The sequence below is a fragment of the Bradyrhizobium sp. SZCCHNR1002 genome (assembly GCF_032381435.1).
Lineage (GTDB): Bacteria > Pseudomonadota > Alphaproteobacteria > Rhizobiales > Xanthobacteraceae > Bradyrhizobium > Bradyrhizobium aeschynomenes.
On the sequence record NZ_JAUHIS010000008.1, the window covers coordinates 162,674 to 182,009 of the forward strand.

Sequence of the window (19,336 nt, forward strand, 5' to 3'; positions counted from 1 at the left end):
AGATGAGCTTGCCCCCTTCGTCCGCGCGCGCCGCCGACATCGCCGTGCGGCTGCGCGCCGTCACCAAGGTCTACGAGTCCGGCGTCGCGGCGCTGGGGCCGATCGATGTCGCGATCGGCAGGGGCGAGTTCGTCTCCCTGCTCGGCCCCTCCGGCTGCGGCAAGTCGACGGCGCTGCGGCTGATCGCGGGGCTGGCCGGGCCGAGTGCGGGAACAGTCGAGATCGCGGCGGCGTCGTCCGAGACGCATCCCGGCCATCGCATCGGCTTCGTGTTCCAGGAGCCGACCTTGATGCCCTGGACCAGCGTGCGCGACAATGTCGGCCTGCCGCTCATGCTCGCGCATGTGCCGGCCGCCGAGGCCCGGCCGCGGGTCGATGCGGCGCTGGCGCAGGTCGGCCTTGCCGATTTCGCCGACGCCTTCCCGCGCGAACTGTCCGGCGGCATGAAGATGCGGGCGTCACTGGCGCGGGCGCTGGTGACTCAGCCGGACATCCTCTTGATGGACGAGCCGTTCGCGGCGCTCGACGAGATCACGCGCTTTCGCCTCAATGACGATCTGCTCGACTTGTGGCGGCGCCTCAACATGACCGTCCTGTTCGTCACTCATTCGGTGTTCGAGTCGGTCTACCTGTCGCAGCGCGTGCTGGTGATGACGGCGCGGCCCGGCCGGCTCGGCGCCGAAATCGCGATCGATGCGGATGTGCGCGATGATGCGTTCCGCGCCTCGCCGGACTATGCCGCGTATTGCCGCCGCGTCTCCGATGCGCTCGCGCCGGCCTACACCGGAGTGCATGCGCTGTGAGCGTGCAGGATCGGGCATCGGCCGTCTCCGGCGCGCGGCTTGCGAGCCTCGCCGTTCCCGCGATCGTCTTCGTCGCCGCGATGACCGCGTGGGAGCTCGCCGTGCGCATCAACGGCATCCCGCCCTACGTGCTGCCGGGGCCGCTGCTGGTGCTGAAGACGCTGGTCGCCGACTGGGACATTCTGGCGCAGTCGCTGCTGACGACCTTGATCACGACGCTCGAAGGCTTCATCGCCGCCGCGCTCGGCGGCATCGCGCTGGCGCTGCTGTTCAACCAGTCGAGATGGCTGCAATGGGCGCTGTTTCCCTATGCCGTGGTGCTGCAGGTCACGCCGGTCATCGCGATCGCACCCCTGCTGCTCATCTATCTTCCGCAGCAGACGGCGGTGGTCGTGTGCGCCTGGATCGTCGGCTTCTTCCCGGTGCTGTCCAACACCGCGCTCGGGCTCAACTCGGTCGACCGCAATCTCGCCGGGCTGTTCCAGCTCTACGGCGCCTCGCGCTGGCAGACCTTGCGCTATCTGAAGCTGCCCGCCGCGCTGCCCTACATTCTCGGGGGCCTGCGCATCGCCGGCGGCCTGTCGCTGATCGGCGCCGTTGTCGCCGAGATCGCGGCCGGCAGCGCCGGTGCCGGATCGGGTCTTGCCTATCGCATCGCGGAATCCGGCTATCGTCTCAACATACCCCGCATGTTTGCCGCGCTGGTGCTGCTGTCGGTTGCCGGGATTGTCATCTATGGCTTGCTGGCGCTAGTTTCGCACCTCGTTTTGCGGCGCTGGCACGAGAGTGCTCTTGGAAAGGATAACTGATGGCGGCCACTTCGTCTGACAAGGTCGATGTTCTGATCTATGGGCCGCTGCGGCCGATCCTGGAGAACGGGTTCCCGGACAGCTTCAACGTGCACCATGCGACGACGCAGGCCGATCTCGAAGCGCTGTCGGCGGAGGTGAAGGGCCGCATCCGCGGCGTTGCCGTGACCTTCCACACCGTCAAGACCGACGCCGCCGTCATGGCGATGCTGCCGAAGCTCGAGATGATCGCGAGCTTCGGCGTCGGCTACGATCACATTGCGGCTGCGCACGCCGGACAGCACGGCATCGTCGTCACCAACACGCCTGACGTGCTGACCGAGGAGGTCGCCGACGTCGCGATGGGTCTGTTGATCGCCACCTGCCGCGAGTTCATCAAGGCCGACCGTTTCGTGCGTTCGGGCGAGTGGACCTCCAAGCCTTATCCGCTCAGCGTCGGCTCGCTACGCGACCGCACCGTCGGCATGGTCGGCATGGGCCGCATCGGCCAGGCGATCGCACGCCGGCTGGAAGCCTCGCTGGTCCCGGTCGTCTATCACTCGCGCAATCCCGCGGCCGGCGTCGCCAACAAGCATTATCCCGACCTGCTGGCGATGGCGAAGGATGTCGACACGCTGGTCGTGATCGTGCCCGGCGGCGCCGGCACCAACAGGATCGTCAACGCCGAGGTGCTGAAGGCGCTGGGCCCGCGCGGCGTCGTGGTCAACGTCGCCCGCGGCTCGGTGATCGATGAGCCCGCGCTGGTGGACGCGCTGAAGTCCGGCACGATCCTCGCGGCCGGTCTCGACGTGTTCGAGAAGGAGCCGGCGGTGCCCGACGCGCTCAAGGCGATGGACAATGTCGTGCTGCTGCCACACATCGGCTCGGCTGCCATCGTAACCCGCAACGCGATGGATCAGCTGGTGGTCGACAATCTCAAGGTCTGGTTCGCCGGCAAGCCGCCGCTGACGCCCGTTCCGGAAACGCCGGTGAAAGGCCGCTGATGACACGTGCGCTCCCGCTCCTGATCGCGCTGCTCGCAACGGCGGCAAGCATTCCCGCCGTTGCGCAGGATGCGACCAGCCTGAAGAAGGCGATGATCGGGCAGTGGGAGCTCGCGACCACCGAGCGCAGCAAGACCTGCGTCGTGACCTTGAAGCCGGATGCGGCGCCGCGCGGGCAGAAGCTCGAGCTGGAGCCGAGCTGCGCCACCGCGCTGCCCTTCACCAAGGACATCGCCGGCTGGAACGTGAAGGGTCTCGACATCGTCAGCCTGCAGGCAGCCAATGGCGAGTCGGTGCTCGACTTCACCGAGGTCGAGGCCGGCATCTTCGAAGGCCTGCGCCAGGGCGAGGGTGTCTACATCCTGCAGAACCTGGCGGCGGCGCGGTCGCTGGCCAAGTCAATGGACCAGATGATCGGCGACTGGGCCATGGTCCGCGGCAATGGCGTCACGATCTGCAGCCTGGTGCTGACCAACACCGAGGCCGGCAATGACAATTTCCAGGTGTTCGTGAAGCCCAAATGCGATGCCGCGATCGCGGCTTTCGCGCCGACGCAGTGGCGGCTCGAGCACGGCCAGATGATGCTGATGTCGGCTCGCGGCGAGACCTGGCGGTTCGAGGCCGACGACAATGCGCAGTGGCGGCTGGTGCCCGACAGCGCCAATCCCTTGATCATGCTGCGGCAGTGAGGCGGAGCGCCGCGCCGCCCGGCAGCGGCGTTAACGATTGCGCAATCCCGGGTTAACGTTTCGTTGCGTCCAATCGCTGCGCTTGGAACGTGTTGTTTACGGATACTGCGTGTGATGGTTGTCCCAGAGCCGGGAGCCAGCCATGCAGATGCCGTTGCGCAGGTTCACCACGTCGCTGCCGTCGTTCAGCCTCAACGACACGATCTCCGCGGCCGCCGCCGCCTTCGCGGTCCTCGTGATGCTGTCGACATTGGGCGCGCTCTCGGCGCTGCGTGAGCAGCGGCTGTTCTACGAGCGGCTCGAGCAGCTCGCCGCCGCATCGCGCAACATCGAGCGCACCAATGCGCTGATCTACGCCGTGGTGATGGAGTCGCGCGGCATCTACATGTCGCTGGATCGCAACGTCGCGCGGCGCTACGCCGATGCGCAGCTCGGAAAGCTCGCGCAGCTGGCCAAGGTGGTCGAGGAGTGGGAGGCCCAGGTCACCGAGGCGGATGCCGCGCTGTTCGCCCCGTTCAGGATGCGGATCGACCAGTTCATCGCCTTCCGCACCGAAATGGCGCGCCGGACCATCTCGATCGGCTCGTCGGCGGCGCGTGAGCTCGGCGACAACGACGAGAACCGCGCGGTGCGCACCGCGCTCAACGAGGATCTCGAGAAATTGTCCCGGCTCTACGCCGCCCGAACCCGCGAGCTCGGCGAGACCGCCGACGCGCGCGGCGTGGCGTCGTACTTTCTCGGCGGGCTCGGCCTGCTCATCGTGGCGCTGATCGCCGCAGCCGCGCTGGCGCTGCGCTGGGGCGTGCTGATGCCGCTGCTCGACATCGCCCGCGTCACCGACCGCATCGCCGCCGGCCGTATCAAGCTCAAGATTCCGCATGCGCGACGGCATGACGAGATCGGTCGGGTCGCGCAGGCGGTCGAGACCTATCAGAACGGCGCTTTCCGCCTCCAGGAGCTCGAAGAGCACGAGGTCGAGATCGAGCGCCAATACACGGACATCCTGCGCCAGCACGAGCAGCTGGAGCAGGGCGCAATCAGCAGCCAGCAGCGCCTCGACGCCGCGGTCGCCAACATGGCCCAGGGCCTGATCATGCTCGACAGCTTCGGCTACGTGCTGATGGTCAACGAGCAGTACCGCAAGCTCTACGGCGTGCCCGCTTCGATTGCGAAGCCCGGTGCGCATGTGCGCGAGATCCTCGCGCATCGCGCCAAGCTCGGGCTGTTGCGCGAGAAGCCGTCCGATTTTCTCGCCGCCCTGAGACAGCGCATGAAGGAGGGCAGGGCCGAGATCGTGGAGGTCGAGCTCGCCGACGGTCGCATCATCCGTATCTCCGAGCGTCCGATGGCTGGCGGCGGCTGGATCGCCACGCATGAGGATTTCACGGCGCAGCGGCGCAACGAGCGGATCCTGGCGCGGGCCGAGTACTTCCTCGCCGCGCTGCTCGAGAACATCCCGCAGGCGGTGGTGGCGAAGGACGCGCAGTCGCTGCGCTATGTGTTCGTCAATCGCGCCACGGAGGTCCTGTTCGGCCTGCCGCGGTCCGAGATCATCGGCCGCGCGGCGCGCGACCTGTTTCCCGAGCCGACATGCACCCTGATCGAGACCTTCGATCGTCAACTGCTTGCCGATGAGACCGATCAGACTCCGAAGGCGCACAGCGTCGAGATGCCGGGTAACCGCATCCGTGATGTGGTGGTGCGCCGGCTGCCAATCTCGATCGGCGAAGGCGAGCCGAAATTCCTGCTCAACATCATCGAGGATCGCACGGCGGATCAGCGCGCCGCGGCATGACGGCCGAGCCGCAGGAACCCGGAATCCCCTGCCTTGACTGCGCCTTGATCTGCATCAAGAACGGCCCGGCCGGGCGGAATAGCGTGTCCGGAACGGAGGCCTGTTCATGACCCGACGTCTGGGGATTTCCTTTGCCACCCGCTTCGGCGCTGCGGCGCTGCTGACCTTGGCAACCATCGCGCCGCTGCATCAGGCGGCTGCGCAAGACGTGCTCGGCGGTGCGATCCTCGGCGGTGCGGGAGGTGCGATCCTGGGCGGCGCGATCGGCGGCGGGCGCGGGGCTGCGATCGGCGCGGTCATCGGCGCCGGGACCGGCGCTGCGATTGCGGCCGACGGCGAGCGGCGCCGCGGCGGCTACTACGCGTATCGCAACGGTTGCTATCTGCAGCGCGGCGACGGCTCCTGGGTCCGCGCGCATCCCCGCTACTGCTACTAAGCGCCGCTCACCGGCCAGACATGATCGCTGCGCGCCGCCGCGCAGCCGATCAAGTCATCGCGCGCTCCAGCGCGGCCATGATGCGCGTATCCTCGCAATGGGCGACGTTGAAGCGCATCATCGCGCCAGCTGATTGCGCCGCGCTGAACGCGTTGCCCGGCGCCAGCACCACGTCGTCGGCCAGCGCCGCCTGGGCGATGTCGGTCGCCGCGCATTCCTCAGGCAGCCTGCACCACAGATGAAAGCCGCCGCGCGGCATCAGCCATGGCGTGATGCCGAGGCGTTGCAGCCGTGCCGCAACGCGCGGCCGCGCCCGCGCCAGACGCGCGCGCAGCTCCTCGATGTGCTTGCGATAGCTGCCGCCGGTCAGCACCTGCGCCAGGGTCTCCGCGGCGAATTGTCCGGGGCCGCCGAAGCCGGTCGCAATCTGCAGGTCGATCAGCGGCTCGATCCAGTCCGGCCGCGCCGCGATGTAGCCTGATCGCACCGACGCCGACAGCGTCTTCGAAAAGCTGCCGATCAGGATCACCCGCCTCAGCCCGTCGAGCGCGGCAAGCCGCGGCGACGGCTCCGGCTCGAAGTCGCCATAGATGTCGTCCTCGATGATGGTCATGTCATGGGCGGCGGCGGCATTGAGCAGCCGGTGCGCGGTCTGCAGCGACAGCGTGGCGCCGGTCGGATTGTGCAGGCCGGAATTGGTGATGTAGAGCCGCGGCCGCTCGGCCGCGAGCACGGCCTCGAACTGCGCGATGTCGGGCCCGGTCGAGGTCATGGGCACGCTGACGATCCGAGCTTGATGCGCGCGCAGCAGCGCCAGGAAGTTGAAGTAGCAGGGGTCGTCGACCAGCACCGTGTCGCCGGGCCGCAGCAGCATGCGGCAGATCAGGTCGATCGCCTGCGTGCCCGATGCCGTCAGCAGCAATTGCTCGCTGAAGGCGTCGATGCCGAGACCGGCGAGCCGGGCCTGCAGCACCCGCCGCAGCGCAGCCGATCCGCGCGTGCCGCCATAGTCGCTCAGGACCGGGCCGTCGCGGCGCGCCAGGCTCCTGATCGCACGGCGCAACGCGTCCTGCGGCATCCACGTCGCCGGCAGCCAGCCGCAGCCTGGCGTGAGCGTCCTTGCATCGGCATCGAGCGACTGCCGAGACACCCAGAACGGATCGATCGCCCGCGGCCGGCGCGACTCGGTCCCCGCGAGCGCCAGCGGCGGCAGCGCGCTGTCGGCCACATAGAAGCCCGAGCCGCGCCGGGCGCGGATCACGCCCTCGGCGGCCAGCCGGTCATAGGCCTCGACGACCGTCGCCGGCGACACGCCCATGGTCGCGGCAAAGGCGCGGATCGACGGCAGGCGCTGGCCTGGACCGAGCGCGCGCGTCGCCAGCCGGTGCCGGACGGCCGCGATCACAAGGGCGGTGCGTGGGCCGCCGGGGTGCAATTCTGCGCTGCTCAGCGTCAAGTGTGTTGCCCGTTCAGTCAGTACAGTTTAGCCGAATTGTACTGATCCGTGCCTCCCGCGGCAAGTCGGCGCCGGTTATGCAGACGGTGCGTTGAAGGAGGAATCACCATGAAGGGATCGGTCGAGGGCTGGGGCAGCGGCGCCATCGGGATGACGATCTTCAGCGGCTCGCTGCCGGCGACGCGGGCCGCGCTGGACGGATTCCCGCCGCTGTTCCTGACCGGCGCGCGGGCGACGCTCGCGGCCGTGCTGGCCGCGCTCTGTCTCGCTCTGCTCCGGCAGCCGCGTCCTGCCCGGCGCGATCTGCTCCCGCTCGCCATCGTGTCGCTCGGCGTCGTCGCAGGCTTTCCGCTGCTGACCGCGCTCGCGCTCCAGCACATCACCTCGGCGCATGCGATCGTGTTCGTCGGGTTGCTGCCGCTGTCGACCGCGCTGTTCGGCGTGCTGCGCGGCGGCGAGCGGCCGCGCCCGCTGTTCTGGCTGTTCGCGGCGCTCGGCGCCGCCGCCGTCTCCGGCTTCGCGCTGTCGCAGGACGGCGTGGCCTCACCGGTCGGCGACGTCGCGATGATCGCGGCGATCGTCGTCTGCGGACTCGGCTATGCGGAAGGCGCGATGCTGACGCGGCAGATCGGCGGCTGGCAGGTGATCTCGTGGGCGCTGGTGCTGTCGTCGCCGCTGATGCTGCTGCTCACCGTGCTGACGTGGCCCGGCGCGTCTCGTGACATCACGGCGGCAGCTTGGCTCGGCCTCGCCTATGTCTCGGTCTTCAGCATGTTCATCGGCTTCGCGTTCTGGTACCGCGGCCTCGCACGCGGCGGCACCGCGACCGTCGGGCAGCTGCAGCTGCTGCAACCGTTTCTCGGTCTTGCCTTTGCGAGCCTGCTGCTGGATGAGCCGGTGTCCGCCGGCATGATCGGCGCAGCCGCGATCGTCGTGCTGTGTGTCGGGATGGCGCGCCGCTGGGCATGACGACATCGCGATCGTCCGGCGCGGATGCGCGCGACGTCACATCACCCCGATGCTCTTCAGGCTGGTATGGCCGTTCCTGCCGACGATGATGTGGTCGTGCACGGTGATGCCGAGCGGCTTGGCGATGTCGACGATGGTCTTGGTCATGCGGATGTCCGCCTGCGACGGCGTCGGGTCGCCGGAGGGATGGTTGTGCACCAGGATGATCGCGGTGGCCGACAATTCCAGCGCGCGCTTGATCACCTCGCGCGGATAGACGGGCGTGTGGTCGACGGTGCCGGTCTGCTGCACCTCGTCGGCGATCAGCTGGTTGCGCTTGTCGAGAAACAGCAGCCTGAACTGCTCCTTGTCGGCGAACGCCATGCTGGTGCGGCAATAGGTGATGACGTCCTGCCATGACGCCAGCGCGTGCTTCTGCCGCACCTCGCCCTTGGCAATGCGGTGCGCGGCCGCCGCGATCAGCTTGAGCTGCGTGACCGAGGCATCGCCGACGCCGTCGATCTCGCGCAGCCGCGGCTCCGGCGCGTGAATGACCTCCGCGAACGATCCGAACGTCTTGAGCAATGCCTTGGCCAGCGGCTTGACGTCGCGCCGCGGCAGCGCCGGAAACAGCACCATCTCCAAGAGCTCGTAGTCGCTCAGCGCGTCGGGGCCGGCGCTGTGGAAGCGCTCGCGCAGCCGCTGCCGATGGCCGTGATAATGCGGCGTCTCGGCCGAATTGTCGGTGGGGGGAAGGTCTTTCTCCGGCATCGCGCCAGCATGCCGTGATGCAGCGTTTTTGCAACCTCGAAGTGTTCGCGTTGCACGCTCGGCAAATGCGTCAGGCCGCGCGCCCGGTCAGCACCAGGACGATGCCGAGGATCAGCGAGAAGGCGGTCGGATAGAAGGTGAGCGCAAAGCCGAAGGCGCGGCCTGCGGCGCCCCGGGCATAGCCGAGCCAGAACAACAGCCGTCCGAGGCCGAACAGGATCACGAGCGTCACCAGCAGGAGGTCCGGATACGGCAGCGCCGCCGCCAGCCCGAGATGCACCGCGACCGCGAGCACGGCCTGCTCCAGGGTATTCTGCAGGATCGCATTGCCACGCCGCACGGCCTCGCTGGCGACGGTCGTGGCGCTGCCGGCGATGTCCTGGACCGAGAAGAAGCGCAGGCGCGCGACGTTGCCGATCGCGGCGAGCAGCCAGACGATCACGAACAGATCGAGCCGCAGCGCCGTGGCCAGCCGCGCGGCCAGGGGCTGCGCCGGGCCGCTACCCTGCCACAGCGCGATGCCGATGGCGGCGACGGCGATCAGCGCGGCCGCGGCCATGCCGGTCGCCACCTGGCGCTGCTCGCGATGGAATGCTGCGTCCTCTGCCATGACGATCGGATCCTCCTGCCTGCCCCGGACTACATCGATCCGTGCGATCCCGCCATGGTGCCTACACCGGAAGGCCGGCCACGAAGGCGGCGATGCGGGTCAGCACCGGCTGCTGATCTCCCGCGAACATCCAGTGATCGGCGCCGTCGAGGTCGACGAATTGCGCCTGCGGAATGTGGCTGGCGAGGTGCCGGCCGGCCCCGACCAGCACCGCGCGGTCACCGCGACGGTGCAGCACCAGGGTCGGCGCGGACACCCGTCCGAGCAGATGCCGGACATCCGTGTCCCTGAGGGCGTGGAGCAGCCCCTTGATCGCGCCGGGGCTCGATGCGGCCCGCAGCAGCCCTGCCCACCAGGCGCGGGCCTGGGGATCGCCGGCCAGGCTCGGCGCGAACGTCTCGATCCCGGCCGGGCCGCCCCATTCGGCGATCAGCTGCTGCAGCCATAGGCCGTATTGGCTCGCCTGCAGCGCATATGGATAGTCGGACGCGGCGCTGCCCTTGGCCAGCGAGGCGAACAGGATCAACCCGGCGACGCGCTCGGGATGATCGGCCGCGAACGAGATGCAGGCCGGTCCGCCTTCGGAGGCGCCGAGCAGCACCGCGCGCCGGCTGCCGGCGGCGTCGAGCACGGTCGCGATGTCCCGCGCGGTGGCCTCCACGCTCGGACTGAAGCCGACCCTGTCCGAGAGTCCGACGCCGCGGCGATCGAACAGGATCAGGCGTCCCATCGCCGCGAGCGCCGACAGCAGCGCCCGGCAGCGCGGCTCCTCCCAGATCCGTTCGACATGGGAGACGAAGCCGGGCAGCAGCAGAATGTCGGGTCGGCCGGTGCCGTAGGTCTGATACGCCAGATGAATGCCGCCGCCGCCGGCATAGCGGGTCGGCGGCGGGCGCTCGCCCTGCGCCGTCGTGCCCTGCCGCAGCAGCGCCAGCGTCTCCGCTTCGGGCGCCACGCCGAGCTCCTCGCGCAGACGCTGCGTCAACGCCTCGAGCTGGCGCTCGGCTGAGGCGCGGTCGCCCGAAAGCATCAGGCTGCGGATCAGGGCGCGGCCATAGACCTCGCTGAGCGGATCGAGCGCGACGAGGCGGTGGGCATGGGCCGCGGCCGTGGCGTGGTCGCCGGCCGCGCTCGCGTCCTGCACCACGCGCTCCAGCGCTTGCACCGCACGGCCGCGCAGGGCCTCGCGCCGGAAGAATGCCCATTCGTCGAATGGCGGGCAGTCTCCCGGCGAGAAGCCGTCGAGGAAATCACCTGGATAGAGCCGGCACGCCAGCGCAAATTCGCCGCGATCGCAGGCCGCTTCGAACAGCTTCGAATCCACCTCCAGCCCGACCGCTCCGGACCAGCGGATCGTGGTGCGGTCGACCGTGAGACAGCCATCGCCGAGCGTGAGCTGAATCCGGTGCAGCAGGCGGCGCAGCCGCGCCCGCGCGACTTCGTCGGGGCTGTCGCGCCAGAGCATCGTCGCGACGAATTCGCGCGCGACCGCGCCCTTGGCTTCGGCCAGATAGACCAGCAGCGCGACGCCCTTGCGCAGCGGCAGCGGGCACGCCTCACCGTCCCGGCGGATCTCGGGGAAGCCGAAGGTGCGGACGCTGAACTGAACCATCGTGGATGCGACCTGCAATGACCGCGTCCCAGGGGACGCTCGGGGGACGGTCCGCTGCTAGCGGTCAGGCTGATCGCGGCACAACCGGGAAACAGTCATGTTCGCACGCCTCCTCATCATGCTCTACGCCATTACGAGCTACGCCGTCTTTCTTGGGTCGTTCGTCTGGGCGGTCGGTTTCGTCGGCAATATCAACTCTCTCACCTCCAAGTCGATCGACGTGGGCGGATCCGGTTCCGTGACGGAGGCCGCCCTCGTCGATGTGCTGCTGCTCGCGCTGTTTGCGCTCCAGCACAGCGTCATGGCGCGCCCGGCGTTCAAGCGATGGTTGACGCGCTTCATCCCGAAGGCGGCCGAGCGCAGCACCTATGTGCTGTTGTCGAGCCTGATCCTGCTGCTGCTGTTCTGGCAGTGGCGGCCGATTCCGATGCCGATCTGGCGGATCGAAGGACTCGGCGCGAGCGTGCTGACCTCGATCCACTGGCTGGGCTGGCTGATCGTGCTCACCTCGACCTATCTGATCGACCATTTCGATCTGTTCGGGCTGAAGCAGGCCGCCTTTGCGCTGCGCGCGACGGAGGCGCCGGCGCAGCCGTTCAAGACGCCGCTGCTCTACCGTCTCGTCCGCCATCCGCTGATGCTCGGTTTCCTGCTCGCCTTCTGGGCCACGCCCGAGATGAGCGTCGGACATCTCATGTTCGCGGCGCTCAACACGGCCTATATTCTGGTCGGGCTGCAGCTCGAGGAGCGCGATCTGGTCGCGGCATTCGGCGACACCTATCAACGCTACCGCCAGCGGGTTCCGATGCTGCTGCCCCGCCTGATCGGCGGTCGCGACATCCCGGAGCAGGAGACGGAAGCCCGGCCGTGATCGCTATCGCGCCGGTCTGCCCGACGCGGCGCCCACGCAGACGTGAATTGGCGGGACGGACGCGATACCTATGTCAGGCTTGAATGCTGCGATGCAAAATCATCGATCGACAGCATCGACGCGTTGCCTCACTGACTTGGTATTCTCGCCCGGAGACGTTTCCGTTGACCACCATCACGTCCGATTCCGGCGACACGCTGTCGGCCTGGATCACGCTGCTGCTCGCCTTCTCCTGCGGGTTGATCGTCGCCAACATCTATTATGCGCAGCCGCTGATCGGGCCGATCAGCGCCGATCTCGGCCTGCGTCCGCAGCTCGCCGGGCTGCTGGTGACCATGAGCCAGATCGGCTACGGCGCCGGCCTGCTCCTGGTCGTCCCGCTCGGCGATCTCATCGAGAACCGCAAGCTCGTCATTGCTACCATCATCGTCGCCGCCGCCGCGCTGGCCTGCGCGTCGCTGGCGACGAGCCCGCCGACATTTCTGCTCTCGGCGCTGCTGATCGGCTTCGGCTCGGTCGCGGTGCAGATCCTGATCCCCTATGCCGGGCACATGGCGCCGGAGGCGATCCGCGGCCGCACCGTCGGCAACGTCACCACCGGCCTGATGCTCGGCATCATGCTGGCGCGGCCGGTCGCGAGCTTCGTCGCCGCGCATGCTTCCTGGCACGTGATCTATGCCGCATCGGCCGCGGCCATGGTGACCCTCGCCATCGTGCTCCGCGTCGCGCTGCCGCCGCGCGAGCCGGAGGCGCGGCTGAGCTATGGGCAGCTGCTCGGCTCCATGGTGCAGCTCTATCGCGAGACGCCGGCCCTGCGCCGTCGCGCGTTGTACCAGGCCGCGCTGTTCGGCTGCTTCAGCGTGTTCTGGACCACCGTGCCGCTGCTGCTGGCAGGCCCTGATTTCCGAATGTCGCAGACCGGAATCGCCCTGTTCGCGCTGGCGGGCGTCGCCGGCGCGATCATGGCGCCGGTGGCCGGCCGCATCGCCGACCGCGGCTGGACCAAGCCCGCCACGGTCGCGGCGATGCTGCTATGTGCGATCGGCTTTGCGGTGACGCTGCTGGCGCCGCTCGGGACCAGCTGGTCGTTGGCGATGCTGGTCGTGGCCGCCATCGCGATCGATTGCGGCGCGCAGCTCAGCCTCATCCTCGGCTATCGCGTGCTGTTCGTGCTCGGCGCCGGCCAGCGCAGCCGGCTCAACGGGCTCTACATGACGACGTTCTTCGTGGCCGGCGCCGCCGGCTCGGGCATCGGCGCCTTCGCCTATGCGCATGGCGGCTGGACGCTCGCGGCCGCGCTCGGCACGGCGCTGCCGCTGGCGGCGCTCGCTTATCTGTTCACCGAACAGGACTGATCAGAACGGGCTGCGCTTCAGCCCGGGTACCAGCGCGGCGAGCCGGTCCTTGATCCACGGCACCGGCGGCAGCCTGCCGGTGGGCATCTCGACCGGCGTGGCCGGCTTGCGGCTCGCCGCCAGGGTCAAGGTCGCGAGATAGTGGTCGCGCTCTTCCTTCACCGCGCAATGCGCGCGGTGATCGGGATCGGCCTCGGTGGCGACGCGGTCATTGGCGTTGATGACGAGCCGCTGCTTCGGCCGTCCCGTGTAGTCGGGCACGTTGGTGTAGATGAACTCGTTCAAGGCCTCCGGGAAGAAGGTCTGCCCGGTCAGCACCGTTGCGTCGTCGACGAACACCCTGAAATGAACATGGGTGGCGCGTCCGGCATACCAGCCGGGATAGATCGTCCTGAAGCCGGCCCAGCCTGAGGTGTCGGCCATTTGCGTGCCGCGCAGGAACGTCTTGCCGGTCTGGTCGACCTTGTGCGTGTCGCTCTGACCGGAAAACCCCGAATAGACGCCGCGCGCGTCGCAGTGCCAAATGTCGACCCGTGCGCCAGCGATCGGCGTGCAGGCGCCGGCCTCGATCACGCGCAGTCGCAGCGCCAGCGGAACGCCGGGTCGGCCCTCGGCGATGTCGGCGCGCACCAGTCCGGGGTCGAGATAGTAAGGACCGGATTCGGATTGCGGCGTCAGGATGCAGGCGTCGTCTGCGCCCGCCGAAGGCGGGACGGACTCCGATGCCGCACGTGCGGACGGAGCGAGCAGCGCGGCACCCGTGGAGACGAGGCCGAGGAAGCCGCGGCGGGTTGGGTTCGCCAAGAGCGCCTCCGATTGATGTCGATGCGGCCATCGAACCATCGGTGCATGGCAACAATCGGACCGCTCCGACGCGCAGCGCCTCTGCCGGAACCCGCGCTGAGCGGCTGGCCGTTGCGGCGCTCCGGCGGCTGTGCAATCGTCAGTTGTTTTCAGCACGCGCTCATTCAGGGGAGGCAGCAGATGCGATTGGCATGTTTGACCCTCGTTGCGACCCTCGTCGCATTGATGGCCGTTAACGGCGGCCCGGCCTTGCTCGCCGCGCAGCCCGGCACCATTCCACTCACCAAGCTCGAGGTGTCCGGCACCTTCAAGAAGGGATCCGACAAGACGGCCGAGGATCTCAGCGGCATCGCCTGCCTGGCGCCGCAGCAGGGCAAGCGCAGCTGCCTCGTGATCAACGACGAGAACCGGACGGCGCAGCGCGCCGCCCTCGACAACGATGGGATCACGGCCGGCGCCCTCGTCGGGCTGATAGGCAAGGAGCCGAACCCGAAGACACTCGGGGCTGCGCCGGAGGCGACCTGCAAGGAAAAGGATGATTTCGATGATCTCGACGGTGAGGGCGTGGCCTATGCGGAGCCTTATTTCTACGTGATCGGCTCGCACGGCTGCTCGCGCAAGAAGGACAAGTTCCGGCTGTCATCCTTCATCCTCGCGCGCGTGAATTCCGATCCGGCGGCATCGGGCGAAGCGGAGACGACCTACCGGGTGTCCGATCTGCTGCGGCGCGCGGCGCCGGTCAGTGAGTACTTTGGCAAGGATCTCGAATCCGAGAAGGGACTGAACATCGAGGGCATCGCCGCACAAGGCGACCGGCTGTGGTTCGGCCTGCGCGCGCCGGTCATCGGCGATAGCGCCTATCTCGTGCCGGCGACGGTCTCCGACCTGTTCGCAGCGGGGCATGAGCGGAGTGCCGCGAAGCCTGAGGCGCTGCCGGTCAAGCTCGACGGACGTGGCGTGCGCGATCTGGCGGCACTGCCCGACGGCCGGCTGCTGGTGCTCGCCGGCGCGCCGCACGGACCGGAGGTCCCGTTCAAGCTGTTCGTCGTCCAGCCTGCGAGCGGCGCGTCGGAGGAATTGGGCACGCTCGCGGCCGTCGAGCAAACGGTCGACGGGAAGCGGGTCGTCGGCAAGGCCGAGGCGCTTGGCGTGCTCGAGGCCAGCGCTGACCGCATCACCTTCGTCGTTCTGTTTGATTCGCTGCCCAACGGTGCTCCGCATCGCGGCGCCGTCGATCTGCCGAAGGCCAAGCGCAACTGAGATGCGCAACGGTCAAGATCAAGATGCGTTTCGGCGGAAACGCATCATGATCTCATCTCTTGGTTTGAACATGGTCCTTTCGGAAAACCGGTTTCCACTTTTCCGGATCATGCTCCAGGATCGAAGTGACGCGCCGACCTCGGCGCGGTCACGCGTCCCTGCGAACTCACACCTGCGTCAGCGGCTTCTCGCCATGGCGCTCCGACAGCGTGAAGATCTCGACGCCGTCATTGGTGACGCCGACCGAATGCTCGAACTGCGCCGACAGCGAGCGGTCCCGCGTCACGGCGGTCCAGCCGTCGGACAGGATCTTCACATGCGGCTTGCCGAGATTGATCATCGGCTCGATGGTGAAGAACATGCCGGGCTTGAGCAGCACGCCCTCGCCGGGGCGGCCGACATGGATGATGTTCGGCTCGTCGTGGAACAGCCGTCCAAGCCCATGGCCGCAGAAATCGCGCACCACGCTCATGCCCTGCGGCTCGACGAAGCTCTGGATGGCGTGGCCGATGTCACCGGTGGTGGCGCCGGGCTTCACCGCGGCGATGCCGCGCATCATCGATTCGTAGGTGACCTCGATCAGCCGCTCGGCCTTCCGCGAGATCGGGCCGATCGCATACATGCGGCTCGAATCGCCGTACCAGCCGTCGACGATGAAGGTCACGTCGACATTGATGATGTCGCCTTCCTTCAGCGGCCGGTCGTTCGGCATGCCGTGGCAGACGACATGGTTGATCGACGTGCAGGTCGAGTAGCGATAGCCGCGATACATCAGCGTCGCCGGATAGGCGCCGTGGCTGAAGGCGAAGTCGCGCACGACATCGTCGATTCGCGAGGTCGGCACGCCCGGCTTGACGATGTCGGTCAGTGCATCGAGGCACTTCGACACCAGCGCGCCGGCCTTGCGCATGCCGGCAAAGCCGCTCGCGCCGTGCAGCTTGATCTGGCCGTTCTTGCGCGCAGCAGTGTCGGTCGCTTCGATATAGCTCATGGGCCTGTTTCGTTCTCGAACATGTCGTGGGGTGATCGCCTAATTTAATGATCGCGACGGCCGGTGCAAGCCGGCTCTGAATGTGCGGTCGATCATGGTCTCGGCACGTCAGTTCCGCCAGGAATCTGCGAACGTTTCGAGGTTGTGTTGCGACACACCCTGTAGGTGCATTTGCAAGTCCATGGTTGGTTGGTGAGGAGACCGCGCAGATGTACAGGCATGGCAGCATCATACCGGTTTTTGCGGGAGATCTGCGACGAAGCGCCCAGCAGTCCCGACCACGTTCTCGTCATGATTGTGGGGCAGATTTCGCCCAAAGGTTGTTCAATTCCCAGCATCATTTCATCTGCAATCCACCCAGTCTCTGCGAGGGCGCGTTTTGAACGCCTGCAGGACCGCTGCAGCCATTTTGCAATTGGGAGTTTCCAATGTCGCGACGTGCCGTCGAGCTCGACATTCTGCCGGTTCCCTCCCTTGCGGCCGACATGGCCGAAGTGGTCGCGGGCAAGACCCGCATTCTCATCGTCAGTGAAACACGCTTCTTTCGCGAGGCGCTCGGCGCAAGGCTGGGACAGAACGACCGTCTCGACGTGATCGACACGGTCGATCACCGCGGCGCCCTCAGCCTGGTCGGGTCCAGTCGCCCGGATCTGGTGCTGCTCGACATCGGCGAATGGCACAGTCTCGACCGCGCCACCACGCTGCTGCGTCAGCAGCCCGATCTGGAGATCCTCGCCATCGGCGTTCCGGAGATCGCAGCGCCCGCGCTGTCTGCGATCGGCCGCGGCATCGCCGGCTGCGTGCCGCGCGACGGCTCGATCGACGATGTCATCGCGCAAGTTGACCGGCTGACCTCGGGCGGCCGCACCGAGCAGGTTGCGAGCGAGCAGATCTCGATCGTGGCCGAGCCCCAGGAGCAACCCAACCGCATTGAGCCACCGCCTGCGGTGAGGTCGCGGCTCGGCGAGCTGACACCGCGCGAATGCGAGATCCTGCAGATGATCGAGGTCGGCTTGTCCAACAAGGAGATCGCGCGCAATCTCAGGATCGAGGTTGGCACGGTCAAGAACCACGTGCACAACATCCTCGAGAAGCTCAACGTGCGCCGGCGCAACCAGGCCGCTCACCGTCTGCGGGCGCATCACCAGCGCTGAAGCCGGAGCGTCGTTCCCGGTCTCCGCCGGGCCGACGGCCTGCTGCGTTTTGCCTGGTCCGAACAAGCATCGAAACGACATCCGCCGGCGTTGCCGCCGGCGGAGTCCTGCTTGCGGTGGCCGCGCTCGTCAGACCAGTCCTGCGTTGCGCATTTGCAGGAAGCTCTGCAGCAGCGCCGGATGGATCATCTGGGCCGGCTGCAGATAGGCGTTGGCGAACGGCGATCCCTGGTACGGCACGCCGAAGCTCACGGTGCCGCCGAGCGGAGGTGCCGCCGACGCGGTCGCCATGTTGCCGCTCTGGGCCGCGGTGCCGAGCCCGGCGACGCGCTGCAGATCCGGCACGCCGACGCCCTCGCGCGTCGGGTCGCCGAGATAGCGCACGCCGGCGCTGGCGAGCAGCGAGAACAGCTGCGAGACGCGCTGCTCGTTGCGGGCCTTCGCGGCGTCGCGGAATACCGGGTGATGGGCGAGCAGCAGCGCACCCATGCCGGTGATGTGCGGCGTCGCCATCGAGGTGCCGTCCCAGGCCGCATAGCCGCCGCCGGGCACGGTCGAGACGATGGCAACGCCCGGACCCGCGACGCCGATCTGCGGGCCGAAGCAGGTGAAGCGCGGCGAGAACATCGCGCCGGCGACCATGTTGGGCACGACCGTGCGGGCGTGATAGCTGTCGTCGGGAAACTCGCCGAGCTTGCCGATCGCCGACACCGTGAGAACGGACGGCTGGTTGCCGGGGAACTGCACCGGACCGCTGGCATTGCCGGCCGCGACGATGCAGGCGACGCCGTTCTGCCGCGCTTCGATCAGCTTGTGCGCGACCAGCTCGGACGCCTCGCTGCTGCCGAGGCTCATGTTGACGACGTCGATGCCGCTGGCGATGCACTGGTCGAGCGCATCGATCAGGTCGCTGAAGCGGCCGCCCGGGAACACCTTCAGGGCGTGTACTTCCGCCATCGGCGCAAAGCCGCGCACGGCCTTCAATTGGCCTGAGGTCGCCGCGGTGATGATGCCGGCACAATGCGTGCCGTGCGACATTGTATCCCTGGCCCAGCTCGCGCCGTCCTTGTTGTTGGTGAAGTCCATGCCGCGCGTGACGTGGGTCAGCTGCGGGTGGCCGCTGTCGCAGCCGGAGTCGATGATCGCGACCTTGACGCCCTGTCCAGTCAGCGACGGATCGAGCTGATCGAGCTTCATCAACTGCTGACCCCAGCCGACATAGGGCGATCCGGGGAAGCCCTGGAAGGTCGCGCTGAACGGCTGCAGCTGCAGCGTGTTGATGCCGTCGGACAGCGCCGGGCGCTCGAACATGCGGTCCCAGTAGTTCGCGGAAGGCTTGACGTAGATCGCCTGGATCGTCTCCAACGGCCCGCCGAACACGGTCACCGTGACTTCGCCCTTGTCATCGGTCACGCCCTGGCCTGGGAAGCCGAGCCCATAGACGTAGACCGTCGCCTTCGGCAGCGGCTGTCCGCTGGTGCCGACGACGCGCAGCCGCACGTCGATGCCGATGCCTGGCGACATCGTCATGGCATTGTTGAAGGCCATCGACAGATCATCGGCGTGACGTAGCAGCGCATCGTGCTCGACGATGACGTTGGGCGGCGCGCTGGCCCGCAGCGCCGCGCCGCGCGCCGGATCCATCTCCGCCACGACGATCTCCGGCATGCCGCCACCGCCGCCTCCGGCCGAGAACGCGCCGAAGCCGCTCGGCTTCACCTGCTTGATGATCTGGACATCCGGCATGTTGTTGAGGGTCGTCGCGATCGCGTCGACGGCCATCGGCTGCACGCCGGGCAGCGGGCGCGCTGCGACCAGGAAGCGCGACCGTCTCGCCTTCACCGTGGGCTCCACCGTCGGCGCAGCCGCGTCGGTCTTGTTCGGCGCCGCATTGCCGCGGCCGTTCGAGCCCTTACCCTGGCCCGCGGAATTGTCGCTCGCATTGTTGTCGGCCATAGCGTCTCTCTCCTTGGATATCTGTCGCTTGGT

The 19,336-nt window shown here is 67.8% G+C and carries 18 protein-coding genes; 11 read left to right on the top strand and 7 right to left on the bottom strand.

Annotated elements, in window-relative coordinates:
- Positions 1 to 2 precede the first annotated feature (2 nt).
- The 6 genes from QX108_RS30000 (at position 3) to QX108_RS30025 (ending at position 5,515) form a co-directional block, all read left to right on the top strand.
- Complete coding sequence (locus tag QX108_RS30000) at positions 3 to 803, top strand: ABC transporter ATP-binding protein (protein WP_315786649.1); 801 nt, start codon at positions 3 to 5, stop codon at positions 801 to 803.
- Positions 804 to 805: 2 nt separating this feature from the next.
- Complete coding sequence (locus tag QX108_RS30005) at positions 806 to 1,612, top strand: ABC transporter permease (RefSeq protein ID WP_315786829.1); 807 nt, start codon at positions 806 to 808, stop codon at positions 1,610 to 1,612.
- Positions 1,612 to 2,595 (top strand): 2-hydroxyacid dehydrogenase, encoded by a 984-nt coding sequence (locus QX108_RS30010; RefSeq protein ID WP_315786646.1) that lies wholly within the window; start codon positions 1,612 to 1,614, stop codon positions 2,593 to 2,595. Before QX108_RS30005 ends, QX108_RS30010 begins: the two co-directional genes overlap by 1 nt.
- 92 nt (positions 2,596 to 2,687) lie before the next feature.
- Entirely contained in the window at positions 2,688 to 3,284 is a 597-nt protein-coding gene (locus QX108_RS30015; protein ID WP_315786825.1) for an AprI/Inh family metalloprotease inhibitor, read from the top strand.
- Between the two features lie 148 nt (positions 3,285 to 3,432).
- Positions 3,433 to 5,079: a PAS-domain containing protein gene (locus QX108_RS30020; protein WP_315786822.1), complete on the top strand. Its 1,647-nt coding sequence runs from the start codon at positions 3,433 to 3,435 to the stop codon at positions 5,077 to 5,079.
- A 106-nt stretch (positions 5,080 to 5,185) separates the two neighbouring features.
- Positions 5,186 to 5,515 carry a hypothetical protein gene (locus tag QX108_RS30025; RefSeq protein WP_172111702.1) on the top strand — a complete coding sequence of 110 codons (330 nt, stop codon included), beginning with the start codon at positions 5,186 to 5,188 and terminating at the stop codon, positions 5,513 to 5,515.
- A 49-nt stretch (positions 5,516 to 5,564) separates the two neighbouring features.
- On the opposite strand, the gene QX108_RS30030 is transcribed toward QX108_RS30025, so the two are convergent.
- On the bottom strand, positions 5,565 to 6,971 hold the full coding sequence (locus QX108_RS30030) for a PLP-dependent aminotransferase family protein (protein ID WP_315786643.1): 1,407 nt from the start codon (positions 6,969 to 6,971) through the stop codon (positions 5,565 to 5,567).
- A 108-nt stretch (positions 6,972 to 7,079) separates the two neighbouring features.
- Here QX108_RS30030 and QX108_RS30035 point away from each other — a divergent pair, with 108 nt between their 5' ends.
- A complete protein-coding gene (locus QX108_RS30035) occupies positions 7,080 to 7,940 on the top strand; it encodes a DMT family transporter (protein ID WP_315786640.1) in 861 nt (286 codons plus the stop codon).
- 36 nt (positions 7,941 to 7,976) lie between these two features.
- Here QX108_RS30035 and radC read toward each other — a convergent pair whose 3' ends face one another.
- The 3 genes from radC to QX108_RS30050 all read right to left on the bottom strand — a co-directional run bounded on the left by radC (position 7,977) and on the right by QX108_RS30050 (position 10,912).
- Positions 7,977 to 8,690 carry a RadC family protein gene (gene radC, locus QX108_RS30040; protein WP_315786637.1) on the bottom strand — a complete coding sequence of 238 codons (714 nt, stop codon included), beginning with the start codon at positions 8,688 to 8,690 and terminating at the stop codon, positions 7,977 to 7,979.
- Positions 8,691 to 8,760: 70 nt separating this feature from the next.
- On the bottom strand, positions 8,761 to 9,300 hold the full coding sequence (locus QX108_RS30045) for an MAPEG family protein (protein WP_315786634.1): 540 nt from the start codon (positions 9,298 to 9,300) through the stop codon (positions 8,761 to 8,763).
- A gap of 61 nt (positions 9,301 to 9,361) precedes the next feature.
- Positions 9,362 to 10,912 (bottom strand): alpha/beta fold hydrolase, encoded by a 1,551-nt coding sequence (locus QX108_RS30050; protein WP_315786632.1) that lies wholly within the window; start codon positions 10,910 to 10,912, stop codon positions 9,362 to 9,364.
- A gap of 97 nt (positions 10,913 to 11,009) precedes the next feature.
- Between QX108_RS30050 and mddA the strand changes: the two genes are divergently transcribed.
- Positions 11,010 to 11,783 carry a methanethiol S-methyltransferase gene (gene mddA / locus QX108_RS30055; protein WP_315786629.1) on the top strand — a complete coding sequence of 258 codons (774 nt, stop codon included), beginning with the start codon at positions 11,010 to 11,012 and terminating at the stop codon, positions 11,781 to 11,783.
- 164 nt (positions 11,784 to 11,947) lie between these two features.
- Complete coding sequence (locus QX108_RS30060; RefSeq protein WP_315786626.1) at positions 11,948 to 13,138, top strand: MFS transporter; 1,191 nt, start codon at positions 11,948 to 11,950, stop codon at positions 13,136 to 13,138.
- On the opposite strand, the gene QX108_RS30065 is transcribed toward QX108_RS30060, so the two are convergent.
- On the bottom strand, positions 13,139 to 13,942 hold the full coding sequence (locus tag QX108_RS30065; RefSeq protein WP_315786624.1) for an intradiol ring-cleavage dioxygenase: 804 nt from the start codon (positions 13,940 to 13,942) through the stop codon (positions 13,139 to 13,141).
- A 180-nt stretch (positions 13,943 to 14,122) separates the two neighbouring features.
- On the opposite strand from QX108_RS30065, the gene QX108_RS30070 reads away from it, so the two are divergent.
- Complete coding sequence (locus tag QX108_RS30070; protein WP_315786621.1) at positions 14,123 to 15,202, top strand: DUF3616 domain-containing protein; 1,080 nt, start codon at positions 14,123 to 14,125, stop codon at positions 15,200 to 15,202.
- Between the two features lie 166 nt (positions 15,203 to 15,368).
- Here the strand turns inward: QX108_RS30070 and map are convergent, their stop codons facing one another.
- A complete protein-coding gene (gene map, locus QX108_RS30075) occupies positions 15,369 to 16,193 on the bottom strand; it encodes a type I methionyl aminopeptidase (protein WP_172111692.1) in 825 nt (274 codons plus the stop codon).
- 428 nt (positions 16,194 to 16,621) lie between these two features.
- On the opposite strand from map, the gene QX108_RS30080 reads away from it, so the two are divergent.
- Positions 16,622 to 17,347 (top strand): response regulator transcription factor, encoded by a 726-nt coding sequence (locus QX108_RS30080; protein ID WP_315786618.1) that lies wholly within the window; start codon positions 16,622 to 16,624, stop codon positions 17,345 to 17,347.
- 129 nt (positions 17,348 to 17,476) lie between these two features.
- On the opposite strand, the gene QX108_RS30085 is transcribed toward QX108_RS30080, so the two are convergent.
- Positions 17,477 to 19,303 carry a S8 family serine peptidase gene (locus tag QX108_RS30085; RefSeq protein WP_315786615.1) on the bottom strand — a complete coding sequence of 609 codons (1,827 nt, stop codon included), beginning with the start codon at positions 19,301 to 19,303 and terminating at the stop codon, positions 17,477 to 17,479.
- Between the last annotated feature and the right edge of the window lie 33 nt (positions 19,304 to 19,336).

Coding starts and splice junctions, on each gene's coding strand:
- QX108_RS30000 (WP_315786649.1), top strand. CDS start 3: ATGAGCTTGCCCCCTTCGTCCGCGCGCGCCGCCGACATCGCCGTGCGG.
- QX108_RS30010 (WP_315786646.1), top strand. CDS start 1,612: ATGGCGGCCACTTCGTCTGACAAGGTCGATGTTCTGATCTATGGGCCG.
- QX108_RS30015 (WP_315786825.1), top strand. CDS start 2,688: ATGATCGGGCAGTGGGAGCTCGCGACCACCGAGCGCAGCAAGACCTGC.
- QX108_RS30020 (WP_315786822.1), top strand. CDS start 3,433: ATGCCGTTGCGCAGGTTCACCACGTCGCTGCCGTCGTTCAGCCTCAAC.
- QX108_RS30025 (WP_172111702.1), top strand. CDS start 5,186: ATGACCCGACGTCTGGGGATTTCCTTTGCCACCCGCTTCGGCGCTGCG.
- QX108_RS30035 (WP_315786640.1), top strand. CDS start 7,080: ATGAAGGGATCGGTCGAGGGCTGGGGCAGCGGCGCCATCGGGATGACG.
- radC (WP_315786637.1), bottom strand. CDS start 8,690: ATGCCGGAGAAAGACCTTCCCCCCACCGACAATTCGGCCGAGACGCCG.
- QX108_RS30045 (WP_315786634.1), bottom strand. CDS start 9,300: ATGGCAGAGGACGCAGCATTCCATCGCGAGCAGCGCCAGGTGGCGACC.
- QX108_RS30050 (WP_315786632.1), bottom strand. CDS start 10,912: ATGGTTCAGTTCAGCGTCCGCACCTTCGGCTTCCCCGAGATCCGCCGG.
- mddA (WP_315786629.1), top strand. CDS start 11,010: ATGTTCGCACGCCTCCTCATCATGCTCTACGCCATTACGAGCTACGCC.
- QX108_RS30070 (WP_315786621.1), top strand. CDS start 14,123: ATGCGATTGGCATGTTTGACCCTCGTTGCGACCCTCGTCGCATTGATG.
- map (WP_172111692.1), bottom strand. CDS start 16,193: ATGAGCTATATCGAAGCGACCGACACTGCTGCGCGCAAGAACGGCCAG.
- QX108_RS30080 (WP_315786618.1), top strand. CDS start 16,622: ATGTCGCGACGTGCCGTCGAGCTCGACATTCTGCCGGTTCCCTCCCTT.
- QX108_RS30085 (WP_315786615.1), bottom strand. CDS start 19,303: ATGGCCGACAACAATGCGAGCGACAATTCCGCGGGCCAGGGTAAGGGC.